Origin of the sequence: Corynebacterium sp. HMSC073B01, from assembly GCF_001838255.1 — a bacterium.
GTDB lineage: Bacteria > Actinomycetota > Actinomycetes > Mycobacteriales > Mycobacteriaceae > Corynebacterium > Corynebacterium jeikeium_D.
In genome coordinates this window covers 1-21992 of sequence record NZ_KV836143.1, presented here as the reverse complement: position 1 = coordinate 21992, position 21992 = coordinate 1, and the positions used below count along the sequence as shown (strand labels likewise).

At 59.1% G+C, this 21992-nt stretch carries 22 protein-coding genes and 1 riboswitch; of the genes, 9 read left to right on the top strand and 13 right to left on the bottom strand.

What is annotated here, in order from left to right; translation table 11 throughout:
• Positions 1-37: 37 nt before the first annotated feature.
• The gene (locus HMPREF2849_RS02830) at positions 38-1624 is read left to right on the top strand and encodes an alkaline phosphatase D family protein (RefSeq protein WP_016421418.1); all 1587 of its coding nucleotides are present in this window, start codon (positions 38-40) and stop codon (positions 1622-1624) included.
• A 36-nt stretch (positions 1625-1660) separates the two neighbouring features.
• Here the strand turns inward: HMPREF2849_RS02830 and HMPREF2849_RS02825 are convergent, their stop codons facing one another.
• Genes HMPREF2849_RS02825 through thiO form a run of 4 tightly spaced genes read right to left on the bottom strand, consistent with a single transcriptional unit; the run spans position 1661 to position 5157 of the window.
• A complete protein-coding gene (locus tag HMPREF2849_RS02825; protein ID WP_070862579.1) occupies positions 1661-2860 on the bottom strand; it encodes a ThiF family adenylyltransferase in 1200 nt (399 codons plus the stop codon).
• Positions 2860-3705: a thiazole synthase gene (locus HMPREF2849_RS02820; protein WP_069359135.1), complete on the bottom strand. Its 846-nt coding sequence runs from the start codon at positions 3703-3705 to the stop codon at positions 2860-2862. Before HMPREF2849_RS02820 ends, HMPREF2849_RS02825 begins: the two co-directional genes overlap by 1 nt.
• Positions 3706-3734: 29 nt before the next feature.
• A complete protein-coding gene (locus HMPREF2849_RS02815) occupies positions 3735-3968 on the bottom strand; it encodes a sulfur carrier protein ThiS (RefSeq protein ID WP_069359124.1) in 234 nt (77 codons plus the stop codon).
• Positions 3969-3981: 13 nt separating this feature from the next.
• Positions 3982-5157, bottom strand: coding sequence for a glycine oxidase ThiO (thiO, locus tag HMPREF2849_RS02810; RefSeq protein ID WP_070862578.1), 1176 nt, complete (start codon positions 5155-5157; stop codon positions 3982-3984).
• Between the two features lie 7 nt (positions 5158-5164).
• Positions 5165-5287: riboswitch (TPP riboswitch) on the bottom strand.
• Positions 5288-5357: 70 nt separating this feature from the next.
• Between thiO and HMPREF2849_RS02805 the strand changes: the two genes are divergently transcribed.
• Positions 5358-6116, top strand: coding sequence for a thiamine phosphate synthase (locus HMPREF2849_RS02805; RefSeq protein ID WP_070862577.1), 759 nt, complete (start codon positions 5358-5360; stop codon positions 6114-6116).
• Between the two features lie 6 nt (positions 6117-6122).
• Positions 6123-6464 (top strand): cupin domain-containing protein, encoded by a 342-nt coding sequence (locus HMPREF2849_RS02800; protein ID WP_049189687.1) that lies wholly within the window; start codon positions 6123-6125, stop codon positions 6462-6464.
• A gap of 10 nt (positions 6465-6474) precedes the next feature.
• Here the strand turns inward: HMPREF2849_RS02800 and HMPREF2849_RS02795 are convergent, their stop codons facing one another.
• Both HMPREF2849_RS02795 and HMPREF2849_RS02790 read right to left on the bottom strand, forming a co-directional pair.
• A complete protein-coding gene (locus HMPREF2849_RS02795) occupies positions 6475-7176 on the bottom strand; it encodes a potassium channel family protein (RefSeq protein WP_016421425.1) in 702 nt (233 codons plus the stop codon).
• Positions 7169-8599 carry a TrkH family potassium uptake protein gene (locus HMPREF2849_RS02790; protein ID WP_070862576.1) on the bottom strand — a complete coding sequence of 477 codons (1431 nt, stop codon included), beginning with the start codon at positions 8597-8599 and terminating at the stop codon, positions 7169-7171. Before HMPREF2849_RS02790 ends, HMPREF2849_RS02795 begins: the two co-directional genes overlap by 8 nt.
• 435 nt (positions 8600-9034) lie before the next feature.
• Here HMPREF2849_RS02790 and trpB point away from each other — a divergent pair, with 435 nt between their 5' ends.
• Complete coding sequence (gene trpB, locus HMPREF2849_RS02785) at positions 9035-10366, top strand: tryptophan synthase subunit beta (protein ID WP_070862575.1); 1332 nt, start codon at positions 9035-9037, stop codon at positions 10364-10366.
• A 60-nt stretch (positions 10367-10426) separates the two neighbouring features.
• On the opposite strand, the gene HMPREF2849_RS11180 is transcribed toward trpB, so the two are convergent.
• The 3 genes from HMPREF2849_RS11180 to purD all read right to left on the bottom strand — a co-directional run bounded on the left by HMPREF2849_RS11180 (position 10427) and on the right by purD (position 14011).
• Positions 10427-10582 carry a hypothetical protein gene (locus tag HMPREF2849_RS11180; protein WP_016421428.1) on the bottom strand — a complete coding sequence of 52 codons (156 nt, stop codon included), beginning with the start codon at positions 10580-10582 and terminating at the stop codon, positions 10427-10429.
• An 814-nt stretch (positions 10583-11396) separates the two neighbouring features.
• On the bottom strand, positions 11397-12524 hold the full coding sequence (locus HMPREF2849_RS02780; RefSeq protein WP_070862582.1) for a pyridoxal phosphate-dependent aminotransferase: 1128 nt from the start codon (positions 12522-12524) through the stop codon (positions 11397-11399).
• Positions 12525-12736: 212 nt separating this feature from the next.
• Positions 12737-14011: a phosphoribosylamine--glycine ligase gene (gene purD, locus HMPREF2849_RS02775; RefSeq protein ID WP_069359133.1), complete on the bottom strand. Its 1275-nt coding sequence runs from the start codon at positions 14009-14011 to the stop codon at positions 12737-12739.
• An 80-nt stretch (positions 14012-14091) separates the two neighbouring features.
• Between purD and HMPREF2849_RS02770 the strand changes: the two genes are divergently transcribed.
• From HMPREF2849_RS02770 to HMPREF2849_RS02760, 3 genes are all read left to right on the top strand, one after another.
• Positions 14092-14514 carry an HIT family protein gene (locus tag HMPREF2849_RS02770; RefSeq protein ID WP_005511554.1) on the top strand — a complete coding sequence of 141 codons (423 nt, stop codon included), beginning with the start codon at positions 14092-14094 and terminating at the stop codon, positions 14512-14514.
• Positions 14515-14636: 122 nt separating this feature from the next.
• A complete protein-coding gene (locus HMPREF2849_RS02765) occupies positions 14637-15404 on the top strand; it encodes an esterase/lipase family protein (RefSeq protein ID WP_371440740.1) in 768 nt (255 codons plus the stop codon).
• Positions 15394-16167 carry an alpha/beta fold hydrolase gene (locus tag HMPREF2849_RS02760; protein WP_016421432.1) on the top strand — a complete coding sequence of 258 codons (774 nt, stop codon included), beginning with the start codon at positions 15394-15396 and terminating at the stop codon, positions 16165-16167. The genes HMPREF2849_RS02765 and HMPREF2849_RS02760 overlap by 11 nt, the downstream gene beginning before the upstream one ends.
• 9 nt (positions 16168-16176) lie before the next feature.
• Here HMPREF2849_RS02760 and HMPREF2849_RS02755 read toward each other — a convergent pair whose 3' ends face one another.
• Both HMPREF2849_RS02755 and HMPREF2849_RS02750 read right to left on the bottom strand, forming a co-directional pair.
• The gene (locus HMPREF2849_RS02755; protein ID WP_016421433.1) at positions 16177-17019 is read right to left on the bottom strand and encodes a PaaI family thioesterase; all 843 of its coding nucleotides are present in this window, start codon (positions 17017-17019) and stop codon (positions 16177-16179) included.
• A gap of 138 nt (positions 17020-17157) precedes the next feature.
• Positions 17158-17532 (bottom strand): hypothetical protein, encoded by a 375-nt coding sequence (locus tag HMPREF2849_RS02750; RefSeq protein ID WP_016421434.1) that lies wholly within the window; start codon positions 17530-17532, stop codon positions 17158-17160.
• A gap of 567 nt (positions 17533-18099) precedes the next feature.
• Between HMPREF2849_RS02750 and HMPREF2849_RS02745 the strand changes: the two genes are divergently transcribed.
• Complete coding sequence (locus tag HMPREF2849_RS02745; RefSeq protein ID WP_016421435.1) at positions 18100-19602, top strand: hypothetical protein; 1503 nt, start codon at positions 18100-18102, stop codon at positions 19600-19602.
• Positions 19603-20414: 812 nt separating this feature from the next.
• On the opposite strand, the gene HMPREF2849_RS11295 is transcribed toward HMPREF2849_RS02745, so the two are convergent.
• Both HMPREF2849_RS11295 and HMPREF2849_RS02735 read right to left on the bottom strand, forming a co-directional pair.
• Positions 20415-20777: a DoxX family protein gene (locus HMPREF2849_RS11295; protein ID WP_016421436.1), complete on the bottom strand. Its 363-nt coding sequence runs from the start codon at positions 20775-20777 to the stop codon at positions 20415-20417.
• A complete protein-coding gene (locus tag HMPREF2849_RS02735; protein WP_016421437.1) occupies positions 20777-21349 on the bottom strand; it encodes a TetR/AcrR family transcriptional regulator in 573 nt (190 codons plus the stop codon). The genes HMPREF2849_RS11295 and HMPREF2849_RS02735 overlap by 1 nt, the downstream gene beginning before the upstream one ends.
• 329 nt (positions 21350-21678) lie before the next feature.
• On the opposite strand from HMPREF2849_RS02735, the gene HMPREF2849_RS02730 reads away from it, so the two are divergent.
• Positions 21679-21936 carry a tyrosine-type recombinase/integrase gene (locus tag HMPREF2849_RS02730; RefSeq protein ID WP_016421438.1) on the top strand — a complete coding sequence of 86 codons (258 nt, stop codon included), beginning with the start codon at positions 21679-21681 and terminating at the stop codon, positions 21934-21936.
• Positions 21937-21992: the final 56 nt, after the last annotated feature.

Genomic DNA, 21992 nt, shown 5'->3' with positions numbered 1-21992 from the left:
ACTGAACGTCAAAGTGGAAAACCTATCGTTCGACTCCATGCAGCTTTCCCGTCGCAGCGCTCTACGTTTAGGCGCATCCACCGCACTTGCCACTTCAGTCACGCTCGCTCATGCCTCTAGAGCTGCGGCTTCAGCTACACCGGGTTCGCCGTCACTGGCCTCCCCAGGGTTACTGCGTTCTCGGCCACAGCTCACCCACGGCGTTGCAAGTGGCGATATCCGCGGCGACGGCGCATTGATTTGGGCTCGCTCAGACCGCCCCGCCCATATGGTGGTTGAAACTGCTGCAACTGAGAGCTTCCAGAATGCCAAGGTATTCCGCAGTAACTCTCTGTTAACTCCAGACACTGACGGCACCGGACGTCTACGTGTCGTCGGTCTCGAACCGGGGCAGGAAATCTTCTATCGTGTCACGCTCGAAGAGGCAGATACTGGAATCTGCTCTGATCCCGTTATCGGCACCTTCCGTACTGCCCCAAACCGCGCATCCAACATCCGCCTGCACTGGTCCGGCGATGTCGCAGGTCAGGGTTGGGGAATTAACGACGAAATCGGTGGATACACCGGCTTTTCCACCATGATGGAGCGCAATCCAGACCTATTCATTCACTCAGGCGATACCTGCTATGCCGACGGTCCGCTGGATGAATCCGTCACGCTTTCCGACGGCACTGTGTGGCGCAACCATGTCACTCCGGCCAAATCCAAGGTTGCTGAAACTCTCGAAGAGTACCGGGGCCAGTACTCCTACAACCTCATGGACAAGAACTACTTGGCCTTCAATGCGCAGGTTCCGCAGCTAGTCCAGTGGGATGACCACGAAACAGTCAACAACTGGTACCCCAACGAAGTCCTAGACGATGATCGCTATACCGAGCGCGATGTCAACACCCTGGCCAAGCGTGCCTACCAGGCCTTCCATGAGTGGCAGCCAATTGATCAACAAATGGCTGTAGATGGGCGCGTCTACCGCAAGGTTTCCTACGGCCCGTTGCTAGACATATTCATTCTGGATATGCGCAGTTACAAGGGAGAAAACACTTCCAATAATCCGCGCTCGACAACTGAAGAACCAATCCTTGGCGAAAAGCAGACCAACTGGTTAATCGACTCCCTCAAGGACTCCCGCGCGACGTGGAAGATTGTTGCTAATGACCTACCGCTTGGCATCATCGTCCCCGACGGCGACGATGGTGACCAAGAAAGCGTATCCAATGGTGCCGCCGGTGCACCTGCAGGACGTGAACGTGAAATCGCCCGCCTGCTCAGCGCCATTAAAGATGTTTCAAATGTCGTCTGGCTCACCGCCGATGTGCACTACACCGCGGCTCACCACTACAGCCCAGAGCGCGCACAGTTCACCGACTTCGCACCCTTCTGGGAATTCGTCTCCGGTCCTCTCCACGCGGGCGCTTTCGGCCCCAACGAAATGGATTCGACCTTCGGGCCGAAGGTGGAGTACGTCCACGCACCGGGTAAAGACAATGCCAACGCCGACCCCACACAGGATTTCCAGCACTTCGGCGAAGTCGATATCGACGGCGACTCACGCGAGATGACCGTCCGCCTGCTCACCACTCGTGGCACCGAGTTGTGGTCGACAACGCTGAAGCCGCAGGCGTAGGCACACTGTTCAACAGCGCGTGGCGGTAGCCACTAATTAGTGCGTTCCGCCACGCTTTACGACGGTCTCCTGCCCCGCAGCCTGCCAGGCCACAATGCCCCCGTCCAGATTGATGAGCTCCGGTATGGCGCCATCAGCCTCAATCTCGCTGGCCAACAGCTCAATTGCCTGTTGCGAGCGGGCACCCGAGTGGCAGTGAATCAGAACTCGTGGGTAGTTCGACTGGAGGTTCCGCTCAGCCCACGCTTCGCGAATCGCAGCCCACCCACGGCTGCGAATGTTGCCGAGTGGCACAAGCACAGATCCGGCAATGGCAGCCTCCGCGTGTTCTTCAGGCTCGCGTACATCGATGAGAGGCACACCCTCGGCAAGAAGCTCGTGCGCCGTGTTGGGGCCAATGCTGCGCATGCTCTGCGCCGGGGCCTCCTCATCCTCGGTCCACGAAGCTGCGCACACCTGCGCAATTTCGGTCAAGTCGGAAACGGGTTCGCGCTCCGGGTCGGCTGCAAAGGACAGTGGGCGGGTGGTTGCCTCCAGGGCGTCGATAAGCACGAGTTTGCCGACGGCGACCTTGCCGACACCAGTGAGCACCTTGATAGCTTCGACGACCATCATGGAGCCGATCTGTCCGACCATTGCGCCGAGGACACCGCCTGCGGCGCACGACGGCACGGAGCCGGGATCGGGGATGTCGGGGTAAAGATCGCGAAGCATGGGGCCGTGGCCAGGCCAGAAGACGGACAGTTGCCCTGCGAACTGCAGAATCGTGGCCCAGACCAGCGGCGTTCCGGTCAGCTCCGCGGCATCGGAGGACAGGTAGCGCGTGGCGAAGTTGTCCGCGCCGTCGAGCACTACATCGTGAGTGGCGAAGAGCTCCTCAGCATTGTCGACGCTTAACCTGCCGACGATTGCGGTCACCGATGCCTCGGAGTCAAGGCGCCGCACGGCATCCGCGGCAGATTCGGCCTTCGGGCGACCAATATCGGACTCACGGTGAATGACCTGGCGCTGAAGATTGGACTCGTCGACCACGTCATCGTCAATGATTGTGATATGCCCGACCCCTGCCCCGGCCAGGTATAACAGCGCAGGCGATCCCAAGCCACCAGCTCCGATGACGAGGACGCGGGAGGCTCGCAAAGTTCGCTGCCCCTCGGCACCAAAGCCCGGCAGTGTTAGGTGCCGCGCGTACCGGCGCAGGTCGCGGTCCGAAAGATTGACACCCTGCTCAGCCATTACAGAGAATCCTGCTCGCGTGCGCCGCTGACGCGCTCAGTGATGATTCCCTCAAACGACGAGCTCGCCTGGGCCAGTCGACGCCGTGGGATGCGACCCGACTCGCGAGCAGTCAGTCCTGCCTCAACGCCGAAGCGCATCGCTGTGGCCATGCCCACCGGATCATGTGCACGGGTCACTGCGGATGCCAACAGCACTGCATCGCAGCCAAGCTCCATCGCCTGAGCTGCCTCAGACGCGGTACCGATGCCCGCATCCAGGATGATGGGCACATTCGCGCGGTCCACAATCAGCTCGATGTTGTGTGGGTTAAGAATTCCCAGGCCAGTACCAATAGGCGAACCCGCCGGCATGACCGCCGCACAGCCCAAATCCTCCAGCCGCTTGGCCAGCGCCGGATCGTCGTTGGTGTAAGCGAAGACGACAAAGTCGTCAGCCACCAGCTGCTCCGCTGCCGCGACCAGCTCGACCGGGTCCGGCAGCAGCGTGTCCTCGTCGGCGATGACCTCGAGCTTCAGCAGGTTGGTTTCCAGCGCCTCGCGGGCCAACTGCGCAGTCAGCACCGCGTCACGAGCGGTATAGCACCCCGCAGTATTCGGCAGCGCCGCAATATTGTTGCGCTGCAAAATCTCAAAAACGTTCTGCTTCGTACCGGGCGTAAAGCGGCGCATCGCCACCGTAGTCAGCTCAGTGCCCGAAGCCACCAGCGCCCGCTCCAGCGTATCCATGCTGGTCGCACCGCCAGTTCCCATAATCAGACGGGAGTTCAACTCCAGTCCGCCAATGCGCAGCGGTTCACGTGTAACTTCGCTCGCCGTCCCGGTTTCATTTTCCTGCGCGGACATGTTTGCTTGTGCGGAATTCTCGGTCATCTCTAGCCTCCCTGAACTGCTGTCACGATGTCGATGGCGCCTGCCACGGGCGTGCTCGCCCACTTGGCTCGCGGGATTACCGCACCATCCACGGCTACCGCGATTCCCAGGCGGGTGCCGTCCGCGACAGTGCCGTCGTCGTTAAGCGCGTGCCCCGTGTGCTTAGCGACGAGGTCTGCGACCATCTCCCCCGCAGCCGGTGTGTAGCCTTCGCCATTGAGTGTTGTGGTGGACATAAGCGAGCCTCCTCTAATCGCTGAAGCGGAATGGATTGACGGCGGAAAGAAGCGCCGGGGCGTTGTCATTTTCCCGACCTGCGACGACATCGGCCGTGAGCTTGGAACCGATGGCCGTAAGCAGAATGCCGTGACGGAAGTAGCCGGTGGACACGGTCAGTCCTGGAGCCACGCGGCCAATCATGGGGACATCGTCTGGGGAGCCAGGCCGGGCGCGGGCGGTCATCTCGTAGATTTCGCAGTCGAGAATGCCGGGCACCAGGCGGTATGCGTCGCGGAGTAGCTGGTGGACTCCTTCGGCGGAGACACCGGTCAGGTCATCTTCACGCGAGGTAGCGCCGAGCACGACGGTGCCGTCAGCACGCGGGACGATATAAACCGGACGTCCCTGAACCACACCGCGAATAGTGCGAGTGACCAGCGGCTGCAGGCGCTTCGGCACGCGCAGACGCAGCACATCTCCATAAACCGGGCGCAGTGGCAGATTCAGATTCTCCGGCAGGCCAGTGATGTCGGCGGTGCTCAGCCCCGCAGCCAAAACGACCTCATCGGCGACGTAGTCATTTCCGTCCGTCCCGCGCAGACCGATGGCGCGGCGGGGGTCGGCATCGGAAGCGTAGATAACCTCTTCCACGCGAGTGCGGATGACGCGGTCTCCTAGAATGGTCAGCAACGCCTCTGCGAGCAGACGCGGATTGACCTGGTGATCTCCCGGAATATCCACCGCACCAACACAGCCCGGCCCCAGTGCCGGTTCTGCCCGGCGCGCCTCGGTGGCGGTGATGCGGTTGATCTCCATGCCCATGTCATGCTGCAGCTCAACGAGCTCGCTGAGTGTCTGCCGGTCGGCAGCATCGCCCGCACAAACAAACGTGGAATTCTCGATGTAGCCGACATCGTGGCCCGATTCCTCGGCGATAGCCAGGGCAAAGTCGCGGTAGAGCTTGCCCGATTCCACCATCAGCGGATACAGCGTCGGCTGATCCCACACGACTTCGGCAACCGGCGCCAGCATGCCAGCCGCGGCGAAGGTTGCGCCGGAAACGGGCTCGGCATCGAGGACGGTCACATCGAATCCCTGGCGGAGTAGTCTCCATGCCGTCGCCAAGCCGATAATGCCCGCGCCTGCGATAACAACGCTTGACGACGTATTCCCTGTGCCGCCCTCACTTGTCGAGGCGGCACCCATAGCGGCAGCATTCACTGCCATTCCTCCCTCCGGCGGCATAACCCGCATCAGGTAAAAGCGGTCGGCGTTACTCGCCCTCTCAGCCAGCGGCATCTCATCGATACCGAGTACGGCTCCCGCGGAACGTGGTACTCCCCCATCATATGACTTCGGACTCACCGCCACGACACCGCATCCCCAACCTCGCCTAACATGGGGACATGAACGCCTCATCAGCCGCCACTCGCACAACACGACGCGCCCTGCTTGCCGACGCCCGCCTGTACCTCTGCACCGACTCGCGCGCATCCCGTGGTGATCTGCGCGAGTTCCTGCACGCCTGTTACGAAGGCGGCACCGACATCATCCAGCTGCGCGACAAGAAAGTCGACACCCGCGACGAGATCGCCGCCGTGGAGACCCTCGCCGAGGTCGCCGCTGAACACGGCAAGCTCTTCGCCGTCAATGACCGCGCCGACATTGCCGCACTGACCGGCGCAGACATCCTGCATGTGGGCCAGGAAGACCTCAGCACCGAGCAGGCCCGCCAGATCGTTGGCCCCGAGGTTCTCATCGGCCGCTCCAACCGAAATCTGGACATGTTCGCCGCCTCGCTTGCCGACGATGGCATCGATTACGCGGTAATCGGCCCGGTGTATGCCACCCCGACGAAGCCCGACCGTCAACCCGTCGGAGTCGAGATGGTCCGTGAAGCTGCGGCACTCGTGCGGAGGGTGCGTGCACAGGGTTCAGCGGAGTCCCACCAGGATTCCGTGGCCGATATTGTGCGCCCGCACGACCGCGGCGCAAGTGACCCGGTAAAGCCATGGTGGGCAATCGGCGGTATCAACGCCGAGACCGCCGGCGAAGTTATCGCCGCTGGCGCGGAGCGCATTGTGGTGGTTCGCGCACTAACCGAGGCAGCAAATCCGGAAGAGGCAGCGCGTGCTCTGCGCGCTGTGGTTTCACCAAGGAGCTAGGACGCTGTGAATATTAATTCACAACAAGACGACCTTCTGACTCAAGCTAAAGCGAATAGCAATGGCCGCGCTGCGGAAATTGTTGTCCACGACGGTCCGCTGCGCCAGACTCTCATCGCACTGACTGAAGGAACTGAGCTTTCCGCCCATAACTCGCCGCCCGCAGCCTCGATGCTTGTGCTTGTTGGCGAAGTTGAAATCACCGGTGCCGATAAAACCACGATTTCCGAGGGCAATCTCAAAGTGCTCACCCACGTCAAGCACGGAGTGAAGGCTCTAGCGGATTCCGTGTTTTTGCTGACCACGGTCACAGGCGTCGACGGAATCGACAGCCACGGCGACAAGTAGCAATCAGCTCCTACTCCCCGGCGAACGTCTCCAACTGCCGAATGGCACCCGAGACAATCAACAGGTCACCTGCGGTAATGCGGTCGTCGGCAAGCGCGGGGCGGAAGCGCTGACCGCGCTTTTGTACGGCGACGACCGTAATCGGTGCGCTCTGGTTAATCTCCGCCACGGTCTTATCCAGGCAATGGATCGGCGGCGCGACCTTACCGACTGCGTAGTCGCGATCGAACTCCAGGAAGTCCTGGACCTTGCCGCCGATTAGGTGCGCAATACGACGGCCAGTGTCGGCCTCCGGGCGAATGACGTGGTGAACACCGATCTGGCCCAGAATCTTGGCGTGGGCCTGGTTATCGGCCTTTGCCCAAATCAGCGGCACATCCATGTCCACCAGTGCGGACGCGGTCAGCAACGACGCCTCGATATCACTGCCGATTGCAATGACCACACGTTCGGCTTCATCGACGCCGAGCTGCTTCAGTACTTCCGGCATGGTGGTGTCGGCGGTGACCACGTGGTCGAAGGTCGAGGACAGCTCCTGAACCACCTTTTCGCGATGGTCTACGCAGAGAACCTCGATACCGCCAGCGACCAGCTCCTCGCCGAGCGCCTGTCCGAAACGCCCCATGCCAAGGATTACAACAGGAGAAGAGCTGACTTGGTCGGCGAAATGCTCTGCAAAACCAGCAAACGGATTGAATTTCGAGTTAGCCAATGAAGGGCCTTTCTTCTGGATATTCGTAGATGCGCTGGCGTGGGCGGGCGGCCAAGGCCGTCGCCAAGGCGATTGGGCCAACACGTCCGGCGAACATCAGCACGATGAAGATTGCCTGTGCTGCCACCGGCAGGTCAGCGGTGATACCTGTGGAAAGGCCTACCGTGGCGAAGGCACTGACTACTTCAAAAAGGATTTGGTCAGTAGAAAACTGTGGCGCTAGGAAACTGACGGCGATTACTGCCAGAAAAACCTGGCCAATGCCGAATGCAAGAACGACGAGGGCCTGACGCAGCACCTTTGGGTTGAGGCGCCGCCGAGCCACGGACACGGAGGTGTCACCGCGAATCTCCGCGAGAACGGCGGCGAGAATGACTGCCGACGTCGTGATTTTCACGCCACCTGCAGTACCACCGGTGCCGCCGCCAATGAACATGAGGAAGTCAGTGCCCAGCAGTGTCGATGGGTGGAAGTCCGCGTAATCGAGCGCGTTGAACCCCGCGGTACGCGGGCTCACACTAGCGAAGAATGAGTTGAGTATCTTCTCCCCTGTAGTGAATCCAGACATGGCATTGGACCACTCACCAAATGCCACCATGATTGTGCCCAAAGCAATCAGCAGGATGGTGCCTTTGATAGTGAAGCGAGTAGTCAGAGACCAGCGTTTAGGCAACTGCCCTCGCGTGCGGACACTAAGCCACGCTTTCAGGTGTCGCCAGGCCTCGAGCAGAACAGAAAAACCCAGACCACCAACGATAAGAGAGAAGGCCAGCGGCAAAAGTATCCAGGCATCACTGCGGAACCCAATGACGTTGTCCGTATACAGAGCAAAACCGGCATTGTTGAAGCTTGAGATGGCATGGAACAAGCCCTCCCACGCAGCTCTCCCCCAGCCGTACCCGTAACCTAGGTGGAACCGCAGCATAAGTGCCACTGCCACAACAAACTCCACCAACAGCGTGAAGCTAACGGCAGCACGGACAACCCACGAGATCTCGCCCATGTCCATACCGCGGCCCTCAACGCGCGCACCGGCACGGCGGTTCAGGCCGAGCCTTCCTGCTACGAAGAGGCCAAAAAGAGAAGCCAAGGTCATGAACCCGAGGCCACCCAGCTGAATCAACAACATGATGACGACTTTGCCGAAGGTTGACCAATGGGTAGCCGTATCTACGGTGATCAATCCGGTCAGGCTCGTTGCCGAGGTGGCTGTGAACAGCGCATCAGACAGCGCCGTGGGCAGGCACATATCCCCAGGGCTCGGGGCACAATGTCCCGTGGGGTGGCTATTGGCTGCCGAAATCGGCAGCATTAACAAAACCGTGCCAACGGTTATGAGGGCGACATAACACCACACCACCAGCGTCGTGGGACGAACTCCCCGACGTGATTTAGTGGTCTGCCGCGACAGCGTAATCACCATCGGAACGTTAGTCCTCGTGGCCAGCGGTGTCGAGGGGATCCGAGAATTCTGCCCCTTACGCGTACCCGACTAATAGGGGAACTGCCCTACACTCCAGGCACAGTTGCGATATCCCGTACACATTTCGCGCCCAATCCCCGCCCCCACACCCCACCCGCTTTGGCTACTGCGGAAACCTTGAGTTATGGTCAGATTCATGATGACACCCCTGATGAACACACCCGCGCCGTGCGGCGCACAGTGGTGGTGGCTCGCTTAAGTCCGCGAGCAACGTCACGTCATCTCATTAATGTCGACGGCAAACCCGTCAAGTACGAGCTCGCAAGAAGATAAATCTGGCGGGCTCTTTTCTTTTGTCGGCTCGAGACTTTTATCGGTTCGACAAAGAGAACCAGGGCCCGCTGAAATAAACAACAGCAACGAAAGGCCCCCTCAATGACTGATTACAACCCCAGCGCGGATGCCATCGCCAAGGCTTCAGCACCGACTGCAACCAGGGCGCCGTCGGCAAGCGTTAACGGCGCGGGCGAGGTGCGCGAAACTCTCTTGCCTGCATTTTTCGGTCGCTTCGGCGGACAGGAAGTGCCGGAGTTCCTGCTACCAGCACTCGATGAGCTGGAAGCGGCTTACATCGAGGCGATGAGCAATCCGGAGTTCCAGCGCGAGCTGGAAGAACTACGTCGTGATTTCCTCGGCCGCGCGACCCCGCTGTTCGAATGCCGTCGTCTATCCACGCCGAACACGACGATTGTGCTGAAGCGCGAGGACTTGAACCACGGCGGCGCGCACAAGGGCAACAACGTGGTTGGCCAGGCACTGTTGGCAAAGCGCATGGGAAAAACCCGCCTCATTGCTGAGACGGGTGCAGGCCAGCACGGCACGGCCACCGCGATGGCCGCAGCGCTGCTGGGACTTGAGTGCGAGATTTACATGGGCGCACACGATGTCGCCCGCCAGCACCCCAATGTCGAGCGCATGGAGCTCATGGGCGCGAAGGTCGTTCCCGTCACCACCGGCGAGGCCGGTTTGAAGGATGCTATTGACGAGGCACTGGTCGAGTGGAGCAAGACTCTCGACTCCACTTTCTACCTACTGGGCACCGCCGCCGGTCCGCACCCATTCCCCACTATCGTGCGTGAATTCCAGCAGGTCATCTCGGAGGAATCACGCGGTCAGATGGTCGAGCGTTACGGCAAGCTTCCCGACGCTGTGATCGCAGCCGTCGGTGGCGGCTCCAACGCCATCGGCGCATTTGCTAACTACATCGACGACTCCGATGTCGCCCTCATTGGTGTCGAGCCCGCAGGTGAGGGACTCGACACCGATCGTCACGGCGCGCCCATCAACGCGGGTAAGACTGGCGTCCTTCACGGCATGCGCTCATTTGTCATGCTTTCCGACGACGGCGAGGTGTTGCCATCGCACTCCATCTCGGCGGGCTTGGATTACCCGTCTGTTGGCCCGGAGCACGGCATGCTGAAGGAGAATGGCCGCGCCAGCTATGTCGGGATTACCGACGAGGAGGCGCTGGAAGCGTTCCAGCTGCTCAGCCGCATGGAGGGCATTATTCCGGCGATGGAATCCTCGCATGCGCTGGCGCAGGCCATTAAAATTGCGCGACTCCGTGAAACCGACCCTGCCGCTGGTAGCGAGCTCGGGCTGCCGGTTCACGAAGGCGATGAGCCTTTGCTGTTGCTCGTGAACCTGTCGGGTCGCGGTGATAAGGATATGGAGCAGGTCCGGGAGTTCCTGAACCAGCAGGGTTAACCGGTAGGGATTGCTTTCGCACTAGCTGCCTAGCAGGAATCGGACCAAAGCTAATTCTTGTTAGGCAGCGCGGCGGTCGTCGGCGGCGATGCCCTGGTTCGGGTTCGCCTCCACGATGGCTTCGGCAAGCAGCGATGCCAGCGCATCCTGCTTAGATTCCTTGCCGTCCCGGAAAATCGGGGACACAGTATCCATAATCTCGTTGAATGCGTTCATCAGAGGTCACCTCTCTTAAGATCTCTTTGATCTTTATTGTTGGACTTCTCCAATCGATTCTTTGCGATTCCGCAGTTGAAACAATGTTTCATCGAACCGATTGGAACTTATGACTTGCAACCGTAGACCACAACACAAGGCCTGGCAAGCACTAAACTTTATTTTTAGTTAACCTTTTGTTAACTTTTGGACGTTTTTTAGCTCAATCGCTACACCACAAACAGCGCCCCTCAGCGCCACCCCAAGCCTCGCTTCACCACTCCCGACAACGGCTTCAAAAATCACGCTTTTACACAGCCAAAAACAGGGCGCGAAAGTCTCTTTTTGTCAGACATAAACTATCCCCACTAAAAGCGCTTGCAGCTGTCATTGAATGCGGGTTACACACCACGCTCAATCGTCACCCCACGCAGGGATAGCCGCCAGCTCCTCAGAGGTCAACTCCATCGACAATTAAAGAAAAAGAGCCTCCTGCCAGCGGAAATAGGCCACCGACAGAGCTACCGGCCGCCAACGGTGTTGCCACGAAGGCCACCCCACTCCACTATCGACCCAACCCCAGCCGCAATTGATGTGACCGCAGCCACAAAGCCCTCAATCTGAGGCAGTTTTTCCGCCCTTGCGGCGAACCGGCGATCAAGGAAACAGAGCCCCAACGGTCCCTTCCAGGAAGGCCCCAACATCAGCTCAACCAGTGGCCGCCGGTAGAGGATTTAAAGCAGCGATTTGCTCGTCGAGCCTCCTATCTCGACGGGCTGAAAAACACCCCTGAAAGGGTGAGGTAAATCACACCGTGAGCGCCACTAAAGTCGCTTTAACCACGACCAGTAAATACCCCAATGCGCCGAACAGCCTCTTCCATCTCGGAAGTCTCACCGGCGAAACAAAGGCGAACCCACTCATGGCCGTTCTCTGTGTCGAAGTCGATTCCAGGGGCAACGGCCACGCCCGTTGCGGCCAACAGTTCCCGAGCCCATGTCATGGAGTCGACGGAGTTCGGGTCGTCGTAAAGCCCTGCGATATTGGCGTAGATATAGAAACCGCCGTCGGGTGGGGCGATATTACCGAGACCGACGCGGGGCAGCCCCTCGAGCAAAACGTCGCGGTTGCGTGCGTAACGCGTCACGTGCGAATTGAGCTCGGCAATGGACTCGGGGCTGAACGCTTCCACCGCCGCTGCCTGCGAAATTGCCGGTGGACAGACAGTGAGGTTGGCTTCGAGGCGATCAAGCGGCGCACGCAGCCACTTGGGAACGATTAGCCAGCCAACGCGCCAGCCGGTCATCGAGAAGTACTTACCGACACTGCCGACCACGACCGCCGCGTCGGAGAACTCGCGTGCAGACGCACACTGTCGGCCATAAGTAATGCCGTGATAAATCTCGTCGGAAATGAGCAGGCAATCGTGCTGCTCACACCACTTCGCAATGGCACGCAGCTCGTCGGCATCGATAATGGTGCCAGTGGGATTATCCGGACTGGTGACAATCACGGCCTTGGGCACGCGCGGAAGTGCCTCCAGGTGCTGGGCAGTGAGTTGGAAACGAGTCTCGGGACCGCAGTCAATCTCAACAATGTTGGCGCCGAGCGCCTGCAGCGTATTGCGGTATGCGGGATAGCCCGGGCGCGCGAGCACAATATCGTCGCCGACGTCGAGCGCTGCGAGGAAGAGTGCCACGAAACCGCCGGAAGAACCGGTAGTGATGACAACATCAGCAGCCTCCGTGGCCGTGCCGTAGTTTTCACGATGCCAGGCGGCGATGGTTTCGCGCAGCTCAGGCGTGCCGACGGCCGCTGTGTAGCCCAGAACCTGATTTTCTAAATCAGCACGCGCACGGGCAATCGCGGCAGCCGGGGCCGCGGTCGCGGGCTGTCCCACGCAGAGGAATAGAGCGTCACCATGAGTGCGCTGACGCTCTTGCGCGAGCGCGAGAACATCCATCACATGGAAGGGGGCGACCTCACTGCGGCGGGATGCTAGGTCGCGCTCTGGCTGGGATGGCTGCGGTGACTGCGACGACTTTGGCAACTGCGGAGATTCGGCGTGCATACCTTCATCTTTGCAGCCACCGAGGCCACCCGGGAAATCCAGTTCAACCCGGGTGGGTGCACCAGTGAGGTATCCGAGTACGGACCGACCGCCTCGGGCATTACTTAGATGGAAATGCGGCCCTCAACTGCAGGTAGTGCAATGTCGGTGCGGTAGTGCGAGCCCTCGAGCTTAATGGTCTTGATGGTCTCGTACGCCTTGTCGCGAGCTTCTTCCAGCGTGTCACCAACGCCGATGACGTTGAGCACACGGCCACCAGCGGAGACCAGCTCACCCGCAGCATTGCGGGCAGTACCAGCGTGGAGAATGCCATCTTCCTCGCGGCCAGGCTCTGCACCTTCAATGACATCGCCCGTGCGCGTCGATACCGGGTAGCCTTCAGCGGCCAGTACAACAGTCAGAGCGTAACCATCACGCCAAGACAGCGGACCGAAGTCCGCCAATGTTCCGGTAGCAGCGGCGTTGAGCAGCTGAGCCACCGGGGACTCCAGCAGCGCCAGCACGGCCTGGGTCTCCGGGTCACCGAAACGGCAGTTGAACTCAATGACAGCCGGGCCGTCCTCGCCCCAGGCCAGACCTGCGTACAGCAGACCCTGGAACGGGCAACCGCGAGCGGCCATCTCACGAGCGACCGGCTCGCAGACCTCGGTGACAATGCGCTCAGTTGCGCCTTCCGGTAGCCAGGACAGCGGGCTGTAAGCACCCATGCCACCGGTGTTCGGCCCCTCGTCGTTATTACCGACGCGCTTGTGGTCCTGAGCCGGCAACAGCGGGACGACGGTTTCGCCGTCGACCAGGCAGAACAGGGAAACTTCCGGGCCGTCCAGGAAGGACTCCAGCAGCACCGGGTTACCGGCGGCCAGAACAGCCTTTGCGTGTTCGAGAGCCTCAGCGCGGTCCTTAGTGACCACGACTCCCTTGCCAGCAGCCAGACCGTCATCCTTCACGACCCAGTTCGGGCCAAAGCGGTCAATGGCGGCCTCGATGTCTTCGTCGGAGGCCTCCGGCTGGATGGCCTCTGCCGAGGCGGTCTTTACCCCAGCCACCTTCATGACGTCCTTAGCGAAAGCCTTGGACCCCTCAATCCGAGCCGCGTCCGCGTTCGGTCCGAAGACCGCGAAACCAGCGTCGCGCAGCGCGTCTGCCACACCCGCGACCAGCGGAACCTCAGGGCCAATAACAACCAAATCGGCCCCAATTTCCTTGGCCAGCGCAACAGCGCCAGCGGGGTCATCCACGACCAGTGGATGCATGGTTGCAATTTCACTCATACCCGCATTACCAGGGGCTACGTGAAGATCAGTAGCCTGCGGGTCCTTACTCATTGCGTACAACAGGGCGTGCTCACGGGCACCGGAGCCAATTACGAGGATGCGCATAGCAATCATCTTACTAATCAGCTCGGATAACTCTCATCGCACCCAACCCCTCAATCCGCTATTCGGGTTACCCTTGGCACATGAGCACAGTATTTACCAAGATCATCAACGGTGAACTCCCCGGTCGTTTTGTCTACCGCGATGACAAGGTCGTCGCATTTTTGACCATCGAGCCAATTGCACCTGGTCATACACTGGTTGTCCCTGTTGAAGAGGTGGACAAGTGGACGGACGCCTCGCCTGAGCTATGGGCCCACCTCAATGAGGTTGCCCAGAAGGTTGGACAGGCTGTTGTCTCCGCTTTTGACGCTCCGCGTGCTGGCTACCTCATCGCCGGCTTCGAGGTTCCGCACACCCACATCCATATCTTCCCTGCCCACGATATGTCCGGGTACAACCTGCAGTCGGTGGATCGCAATCCTTCCGCAGAGTCCATGGATGAGGCCGCCGCTAAACTGCGGGAGGCCCTCGGGACTGACGAAGACGGAAAGTTGGTGCGCTAATCGCCGCTTCAAACGAGGATTTTTGGGAAGAACAACTTCCGGTAGTCCCTGCCCCTGAAGCGCAGGAACCGGAGGCGCATAAACCGGCTGTAGCTGAAGGATCAGCATCGCTTCCCTATGCCATCTTCCGTCCGCTGCGCGGTGTTTTCGAAGATAACTGGGGAGCCAAAGTATCCAAGTCCCGGCCGTGGCCGGTCATCCTCCTGCACGGAACAGGCCAGGTCAAGGGCATTTGGGAGACCCTTGGCGGTCAGTTGCGGGAAGATGGCTGGGCTGTCTTCGCGCCAGATTTTGGGCACCGTGCAACAGACCCCATCAATCAGTCCATCGACATGCTCGTGCCCTACATCAAGGCTGTCCTGCACGCGACTGACGCCAAGCACGCCGTTATCGTGGGGCACTCGCAAGGCGGCTTAATCGCCACCCTGCTTTCTCTTCGCATTTCCAAGTACATCAAGCATGTTGTCTGTCTTGCCGCCCCCAATCACGGCACCAACCTGGGCGGCATCGCTTCCGGCATCACTAAGATTCCCGGCACTAGGTCGCTGATGAGCAACTTTGTTCAGAGCTACTGGGGCGTTTCCGGCTTGGAACAGCTCACCGGTTCAAAGATGGTTTTGAACTCCAATTCCCACGATATTCTCGGTCCCGGCGTTACTTATACCTGCATTGCCACTAAGTATGACCAGCTCATTTCCCCGCCACAGTCCTGTTTCTTGGATGACGGTGACACTGGCATGGTCACTAATCTCTATGTGCAGGACACGTTCCCTCAAGCCATCGTTTTGCATGAGCAGATGGCGCACGATTGGCGCCCCCGCGCGCTTACTCGCGAGGCACTATTCAAGCTGGTAGGCGAGGATTTTGACCCAATCGAGCATGCGGAATAGACCGCTCCTAACGCGGATTTTCCCACCGACAGCCGCACATCCGTCCCTGCCAAATCCAAGTCCAGCGTCGGGGGACCTCAGAGACCCCGTTCCGGTTATCGCACTTCATGGCACGCTCGATAGTCCCGGCGCGTGGGCACCGCTTGCCGACGGACTCCGTGCCCGCGGCCGCCGAGTCTATGTACCGGCCTACGGAGACCGTGGCACTGCTGCCCTCGTAGATTCTGTCGCCGAAGTCGAGGCCTATATCAACGGAGTCTGCACTGAAACGAACTCGGACACGGTCGATATTGTGGCTCACTCGCAGGGTGGGCTACTGGCTTTCCTGCTGTTTACGCGTCTTGCAAACCATGAATGCGAGCGTTTTTCGTTTCGACGTGTCATCAGTGTGTCGGGCTCTGTCGGCGGTGTAAATCTGACTGAGATCTCCCGCATTTTGGGCTGGTGGAATGGGGCTCCTGCCCGCTGGCTAATGGGACAGGCTTTAGCCGATCAAATTGCGGTAGCGGCAGGACAATATGAACTTCCTGCAGCCAACACTGCCCCACACCTCCGAAGGCGCAAGGCAGCCACACCTGACTGGATTAATGTCATCAGCCACCATGACAACCTGGTCATTCCGTGGTCCGATACCGCGCAGAGCTTCCTGCCGGACAGTCGAGCTGTTTTGCTCGAAACCGAGCTGGAGGGCAGGTCTGTTGCGCATTGGAAGCAGCAAACAGACCCCGAAGTGATCGAACTGATCACTCGGCTATTGGCGTAGAGCTTCGACCTAGAACTTGGTCAGCGACTCGCGCGCGGTGACGACATCCGCAAGCAGCTGCTGCGCGGCTGGCGAGGGGTTATCGGAGGTGAGGGCCTCGATGACGACGTCGGGAAGCCCTGCGGCGCGGTAGTCGTCGACAGTGACATCGCCGTACTCGAGGACCCCGTGGAGCCATGCGACTGCACGCGACTCTGGTGAAATGCAGCGTCGTGCGGTGCGTTCCTGCTGGACGAGCACATCACGGTTTTCCACCCCGCGCATCCCCAGCCGTGCAAGAGTGCGAGCAGCAGAGATGAGGTTCTCACCGGCAACACAATCCTGCTGGTTCGGATTGGCCGGCGGCTTCTTACGACCACGACGGCGCACGTAGAGCTCCTGCTGACCAATACCGACCAGGGAGCCATCGCGGTTTCGGATTACAGAGGTGTATGGAACGACCGTCGAATAGCCACCTTCAGTTTCGGCCTTAAGCTTTTCGACCATCTCATCCGGCACCTCTACCTCAAGGTACGCACCATTCTTACCCGGCCGGATAAATTCAAACGACCCAGTTCGCGTCCACGCCTCGTACTTCTTGACATCCAGACGCTGCATAACCAGCGTGCCAAACAGCACATCCGTCATCGAAAACAGTGCACCGCCAAATGCCGCGCCATGCATATTCGCAGTCAGAGCGTTTAGGCGCAGCTCCAATCGCCCCTCAGACCAGTCATCCGCAATCTCAGTGATACGGATGCCGGTGCCAAACAGCGGCGGCCAAATGTTCAGCAAGAACTTTGCCTTAGCCGGGGACATCTCTTTCTCAGCAAGTTTGTACAGGGTGCGTCGCAGCGATGGACCAATAGACATAACTACTTACATTAGGTGTTGACCGGGCGAACGCGGGCATTATTGTCAGAAAACAAAAGTGTGTCAGCTTCAGCACATGCTTTACGACGGTTCCCGCGCCCCACCTTTTATTAAGACAGCGACTATTTCAGCGACTATTTAGGCAGCAAACCGTTCCGCCAGCGTATTGACGCGCAGAGTGAAGAAATCCCGCAATTCCGCGTAGCGGGAATAACCATAAATCCCGCGGTCAGCTGGGTCATCATATTCCCAGCGCTCAGTCTCTACATCTGGCGCGATGTAGTCCGAAACGTCGATTTTCCCCACAACAATGACCACATCCGCACTGTCTGCGAGAGACGGCGTGAGTTGATGAGGATCGCCATCGCACCGTGCCCCCACCTCACAGAGCGCACGCCGCGCGTCTTCATCCAGACCGCGGTCATCATCATCGATGCTGATACCTGCTGACAACACTGTCAGGCCTGGGGCAGCTTGCCGCAGCAGCCCTTCTAGTACGCGTGAGAGTCCCATGTTTGAACTACTGACAAAGAGCACCTCTGACATGGCTCTATCGTAGAATATTTTTCTCGGAGAAATCACCCCAGCTTGTGGGGTTTTCTGGAAGGTTTTGCAGAAAAATGCCAAAAGCGCCCATAGCGCAGGCCCTTCCCCGAGACCAGCCCTATCGACGCTTATGACTTAAGAACAAAGTCCACTTTACATGCGCATGTAACCCCTGTGAAGCGTGGGGCTAGAGTTGCAGATGTGAAAGCTCCGTGGCCTGTGATTTTCCGGCTGTCGGCGTTGCGCTGTCCTGCTGTCGGTGTTGCGCTGTCCTGCTGGCGGCGTTGCGCTGTCCTATCGATGCAATATTCACCTATCGATACGCAGCAGCGTGGCCATAAGTGAATAGCTCATCCATATGTTGACCGGGACTTCCGACAACGTGCGCATAAGTGAAAGAAAATTCCCCCGCCCCAGCCCCCGACAGGCATTTGCCCTTTAATCAGTCTTCAAACGCACCCTTTGTTCCCCGCCCGACCTCCTTAAACCGGATAAAATTGGCGGGGCCGATCGCTCGCGAATAGGAGAATCACCGTGACCGACTCTCGCGATATTAAACCTTTTGCATCCAACCGCGGCCCCAAAGTGACCTCCATCGGTGCCATCATCGGCGCAGCAGCAGTGGGCGGCCTGCTTCTCGGAGGTGTCGGTGCGGGCACCTGCTTGGCGGTCTTTGATTCGCCCGAGCGCTCTGACTACGTCATGCAGCCCGCGCAGCGTGAGGTGCAGGCTGACATCATGGACTCAGACGATGTGCTCACCCCGGAGGAAGAACAGCGCATGCTTCGCGATGTCTCCCGGATCGCCGCCCCTGACGTGGTCCAAGGGCTGCACTACATGGTCTTTGCCGAGAACAAGGAAAACGTTAATGACTCCGTAGAGGAGTACCTGCGCGATAACCACCAGGAGCTCATCGGCAAGGATAAGTTTGCTGATGGCCAGGTCTTCGTCGGCGTGGGCCTTGATCCGCGCCAAGCCTTCGTCTTCGCGGGTGAGGACGTGGCTGCTCAAATGAAGCTACGCAAGAATGACAGCCATCTGAAACAGTCCATCGAAGCAATTAAGCCGGGCGTGCGGGATGACAACATTCCTGCTGGCCTCTTTGCTGGCGCAGCGGCTGCAATCGACGTAGACCGTGCTGCGGATACTCAGTACGAGGGCGCAAAAGAGGACCGGATGGCGGCGGCCGTTGGCCTCGGGGTGGCGGGCCTGAGCGTTGGCGGCGCTGGTGTCGGCCTCGCCGGCGGTGTACGCCGCAGCCGGCAGAAGAAGACACAGCAGGCACGCGAGGACTGGGACTACGTGTCGCAGACCTACACCGATGTGGCGCAACGGCTAAGGGAGATTGATATTCGAGCGCACTCGCTCCAATCAGGGCTGGTGGATGAGCGCCTGCGCCAGGACTGGGAGGGTTTGCGCGATGACTTCCTAGCAATCGATAGCCAGGTTGGTTTCCTCATGTCGATTCCGGCGGATGCGCCAGATGAGCAATTCCGCTCACACTCCGAGCTCATCGCCAACGCGCGCCAACTGTGCGAGCGCGTGGAAACCGCTGAGGCCAATATTGAAAAGCTGCACCGCATTGAGAACGCTGATGCGGATGCTCGCCGCTATGAACTCTACGAGCTGGAGAAGGATCTGGCACAGGCAGGCTACTTGGCCGCAAGCATCGACTCGGCGCTTGAGCGCCACGCGAAGGAGTTGGAAGATGCCGCCACTGAATTATCCAAGGAACCACACCATCCGCAGTTCATGGAGCGCTACCTAGAACTCTTGGATCGCTCCGCGCTCTTGTCGGAGCACGTGCAGTCCCAGCTGCAGAAGCGCAATGAGGCCGACGAGCGCCCCGAGCGCACGCGCATCTACGACTCTGATTTCTTCGCTGGCTCTGGCTACCACGGCTACGTGCCCTTCTATGTCGTGAGCACCTGGGATAGCGATGCCACCACTGCCCGCGACAGCTCTTCCAGTAGCGGTGGCGTCAACAGCGGGTTTAGCTCAGGGTTTTCCGGTTCAGGCGGTTCTTCCAGCTTCTAAGCCGACTTACGGGACAGAGGGGATGCGGACGTTCTGTTAGACGATTTCACCCCTCACGCTACTTAACCCCTACATTTTCCCCTTTAAACCAAAGAACCCCAGGCCGGAAAACTTCCTGACCTGGAGTTTTGGAGCCGGAAACGGGACTCGAACCCGTAACCTACCGTTAGGGTACCCTGTAAAGGTTTGACCTATAATGCCATTTATGCCTGTCAAAGCCGTTTCTCGCGCCACACAGGGACACCTCCCCTACTAATTTTTGAGGAAAGTCTTTGGGGAAGTGCGGAGTTTTCCGAAGTAGACCCGCAGCTGGACATACGCCACAGCCTGAGTACAAGACTTAACCGGCGGTGGCTACACGGTGTCGACTAGGGGCCACACACCCCTTGCCCCAGCAACCCCTGCCCGTCGCACCCCTACCCCCCACGCATAAAAATGGACTGGGATTGCCCCCAACCCCTCAATTCCGGTTACTGCTCCTGCCACCCCACGTCGTCGGGTGTGACATCCCGGCGCGGGCCCAGTCGCGCAGCGCTCGCCACTGGTATCTCGGATGCAGTACCGCAGATACCCGTCGAAGAGCTGGACGCCTATCTACCAGTCCCGCAGCAGCCCGCCACTCTGCAAATCCCACAACCCCGACCCATCAGCTAGGGCTTTGTCATGCCTTCTGCACCGAGGCAGACGCTCATACCCTTCGACAGGCCGGCGAGGCGGTAGGCGGCTAGCGGGTCCCAGGCACCCGCGGCAAGCCGCCCGGCGCGGGCAACGGCGCCCCTCAATGGGCGAACACAATTGGTAAATTGGTCGTTTCAGGCTATCAATAGTGTCGCAATGAGAGCGCCTAGTGAAATAGCGAGCATCCCTAAGCAATTGACCCAAAACTCGCTACCTAGAAACTTGGCTCGGATATGTGCGATTGCTGCGGTGCAGAAGTAGGCAATGACTCCAACCATCGTCGCTATTCCAATGCCTGGTATCCAGAGCCCAATAATGAGTCCACTTGCTGCTAGGCACTTGATAACGATAAGAGCCCACCACCACTCTGTAGGAAGTCGTACTCCTCTGAGGCAGGCCTCGATGAATGCTACGGGTTTGAGCGAGAGTACCGCGTCTCCGAACAAAATGGCTGCAAGAATGATGGAGGGCCAAGCAGGCGAAGATTCGAGAATCATTATTTTACTCCGTACGCGATTTTAAGACGGGAGATGGAACTGTTCGCGTGAATGGATAGTTCGTCGGTGTCGTATGCACCGGCAGCCCAGCCAAGAAGCAACCCAAGATAAATGTTGTAAAGGATTGTCGCGAACTCTTTAGCGTCATCTTTAGGGAGCATATTGCCTAGGCGCAACACGATTTCATCTACCAAGAGAGTTCGAAGCTCGTTGAGAATCTCTCCGTTGTCTCCCTGTGTGATTAGGGCAGCGCCATACGCTTTCGATAATTCTTCCTGCCCAGTAAACATTTTCAGGAAAGGAGCGAGAACGTCGAGAAGGTTGTCTGATTGTCCACGGAGCTCATCGTGCATGACGGTGATTCGATGTCCGATGGTCTGAATCAACAGCGACTGCTTGCTCCCGACGTTCATAACGGTTCCAACGCTGACGTTAGCTTTCTGCGCGATGGCACGCACATTTGTATCCGCGTACCCGACTGACACAAAAAGGGCATAGGCGGTATCCAAGACTTTATTGCGCGTCGCCTCCTTTTGAGTAGCACGACTTGATTGAACTTGTTCACTGAACATGTTCAAATCGTATCGCTACATCAATCTACGGTCAAGTAGCGATGTGGTTATCCAAGTACATTGCTGTCATGAGAGGCGAGCGGGTTTCCTGCTTACAAGGAGGAAAGTTATAGCTGATCGTCACACACCTACATGTTTTTGCCAGACCAGCTTCTCGGGCCAATAGACTCAAGGATTGCCGAGCGCTTGGCCGATAAGCCTACGAGCTTGTTCCACGGCCAACGCACGACAGGGGCACCGACGACGCGGGTACTGCCTATGCGTGACGACCCATCCGGCACATACCCCCACCCTGGCAAAACTCTGGCCGGGCTCTAACATGGGCAGGCTTGCCGCACCTCGCCGGCGACGATGTGGCGCAGGCCGACCGGGAGCTGCTGCCTGCGGTGATTTCCTATCACGACCTCCGTCACACGGTAGCGACCGCCATGGCTGCAACGGGCAACGCGGCGCTGGCCACCTTGCAACTGGGCCATGCTTCCGCCTCGACTACGGAGGCCGCCTACATCAACCGCGCGGGAGATGTTGACAACTCCGCAATCATTGAAGCGTTCGCTGCCGACGCGCTGGCAATTTTCGGCGGCTAGTCGCTGCCCTCCTGCCGCCGCCCCTGCGCCCTCTTGGCGGGTTAAGTAAAGAAAAG

Excerpts from the sequence above, each read along its gene's own strand:
- HMPREF2849_RS02830 (WP_016421418.1), top strand. The coding sequence starts at position 38 with ATGCAGCTTTCCCGTCGCAGCGCTCTACGTTTAGGCGCATCCACCGCA.
- HMPREF2849_RS02825 (WP_070862579.1), bottom strand. The coding sequence starts at position 2,860 with ATGGCTGAGCAGGGTGTCAATCTTTCGGACCGCGACCTGCGCCGGTAC.
- HMPREF2849_RS02820 (WP_069359135.1), bottom strand. The coding sequence starts at position 3,705 with ATGTCCGCGCAGGAAAATGAAACCGGGACGGCGAGCGAAGTTACACGT.
- HMPREF2849_RS02815 (WP_069359124.1), bottom strand. The coding sequence starts at position 3,968 with ATGTCCACCACAACACTCAATGGCGAAGGCTACACACCGGCTGCGGGG.
- thiO (WP_070862578.1), bottom strand. The coding sequence starts at position 5,157 with ATGGGTGCCGCCTCGACAAGTGAGGGCGGCACAGGGAATACGTCGTCA.
- HMPREF2849_RS02805 (WP_070862577.1), top strand. The coding sequence starts at position 5,358 with ATGAACGCCTCATCAGCCGCCACTCGCACAACACGACGCGCCCTGCTT.
- HMPREF2849_RS02790 (WP_070862576.1), bottom strand. The coding sequence starts at position 8,599 with ATGGTGATTACGCTGTCGCGGCAGACCACTAAATCACGTCGGGGAGTT.
- trpB (WP_070862575.1), top strand. The coding sequence starts at position 9,035 with ATGACTGATTACAACCCCAGCGCGGATGCCATCGCCAAGGCTTCAGCA.
- HMPREF2849_RS11180 (WP_016421428.1), bottom strand. The coding sequence starts at position 10,582 with ATGAACGCATTCAACGAGATTATGGATACTGTGTCCCCGATTTTCCGG.
- HMPREF2849_RS02780 (WP_070862582.1), bottom strand. The coding sequence starts at position 12,524 with ATGGATGTTCTCGCGCTCGCGCAAGAGCGTCAGCGCACTCATGGTGAC.
- purD (WP_069359133.1), bottom strand. The coding sequence starts at position 14,011 with ATGCGCATCCTCGTAATTGGCTCCGGTGCCCGTGAGCACGCCCTGTTG.
- HMPREF2849_RS02770 (WP_005511554.1), top strand. The coding sequence starts at position 14,092 with ATGAGCACAGTATTTACCAAGATCATCAACGGTGAACTCCCCGGTCGT.
- HMPREF2849_RS02760 (WP_016421432.1), top strand. The coding sequence starts at position 15,394 with ATGCGGAATAGACCGCTCCTAACGCGGATTTTCCCACCGACAGCCGCA.
- HMPREF2849_RS02755 (WP_016421433.1), bottom strand. The coding sequence starts at position 17,019 with ATGTCTATTGGTCCATCGCTGCGACGCACCCTGTACAAACTTGCTGAG.
- HMPREF2849_RS02750 (WP_016421434.1), bottom strand. The coding sequence starts at position 17,532 with ATGGGACTCTCACGCGTACTAGAAGGGCTGCTGCGGCAAGCTGCCCCA.
- HMPREF2849_RS11295 (WP_016421436.1), bottom strand. The coding sequence starts at position 20,777 with ATGATTCTCGAATCTTCGCCTGCTTGGCCCTCCATCATTCTTGCAGCC.
- HMPREF2849_RS02735 (WP_016421437.1), bottom strand. The coding sequence starts at position 21,349 with ATGTTCAGTGAACAAGTTCAATCAAGTCGTGCTACTCAAAAGGAGGCG.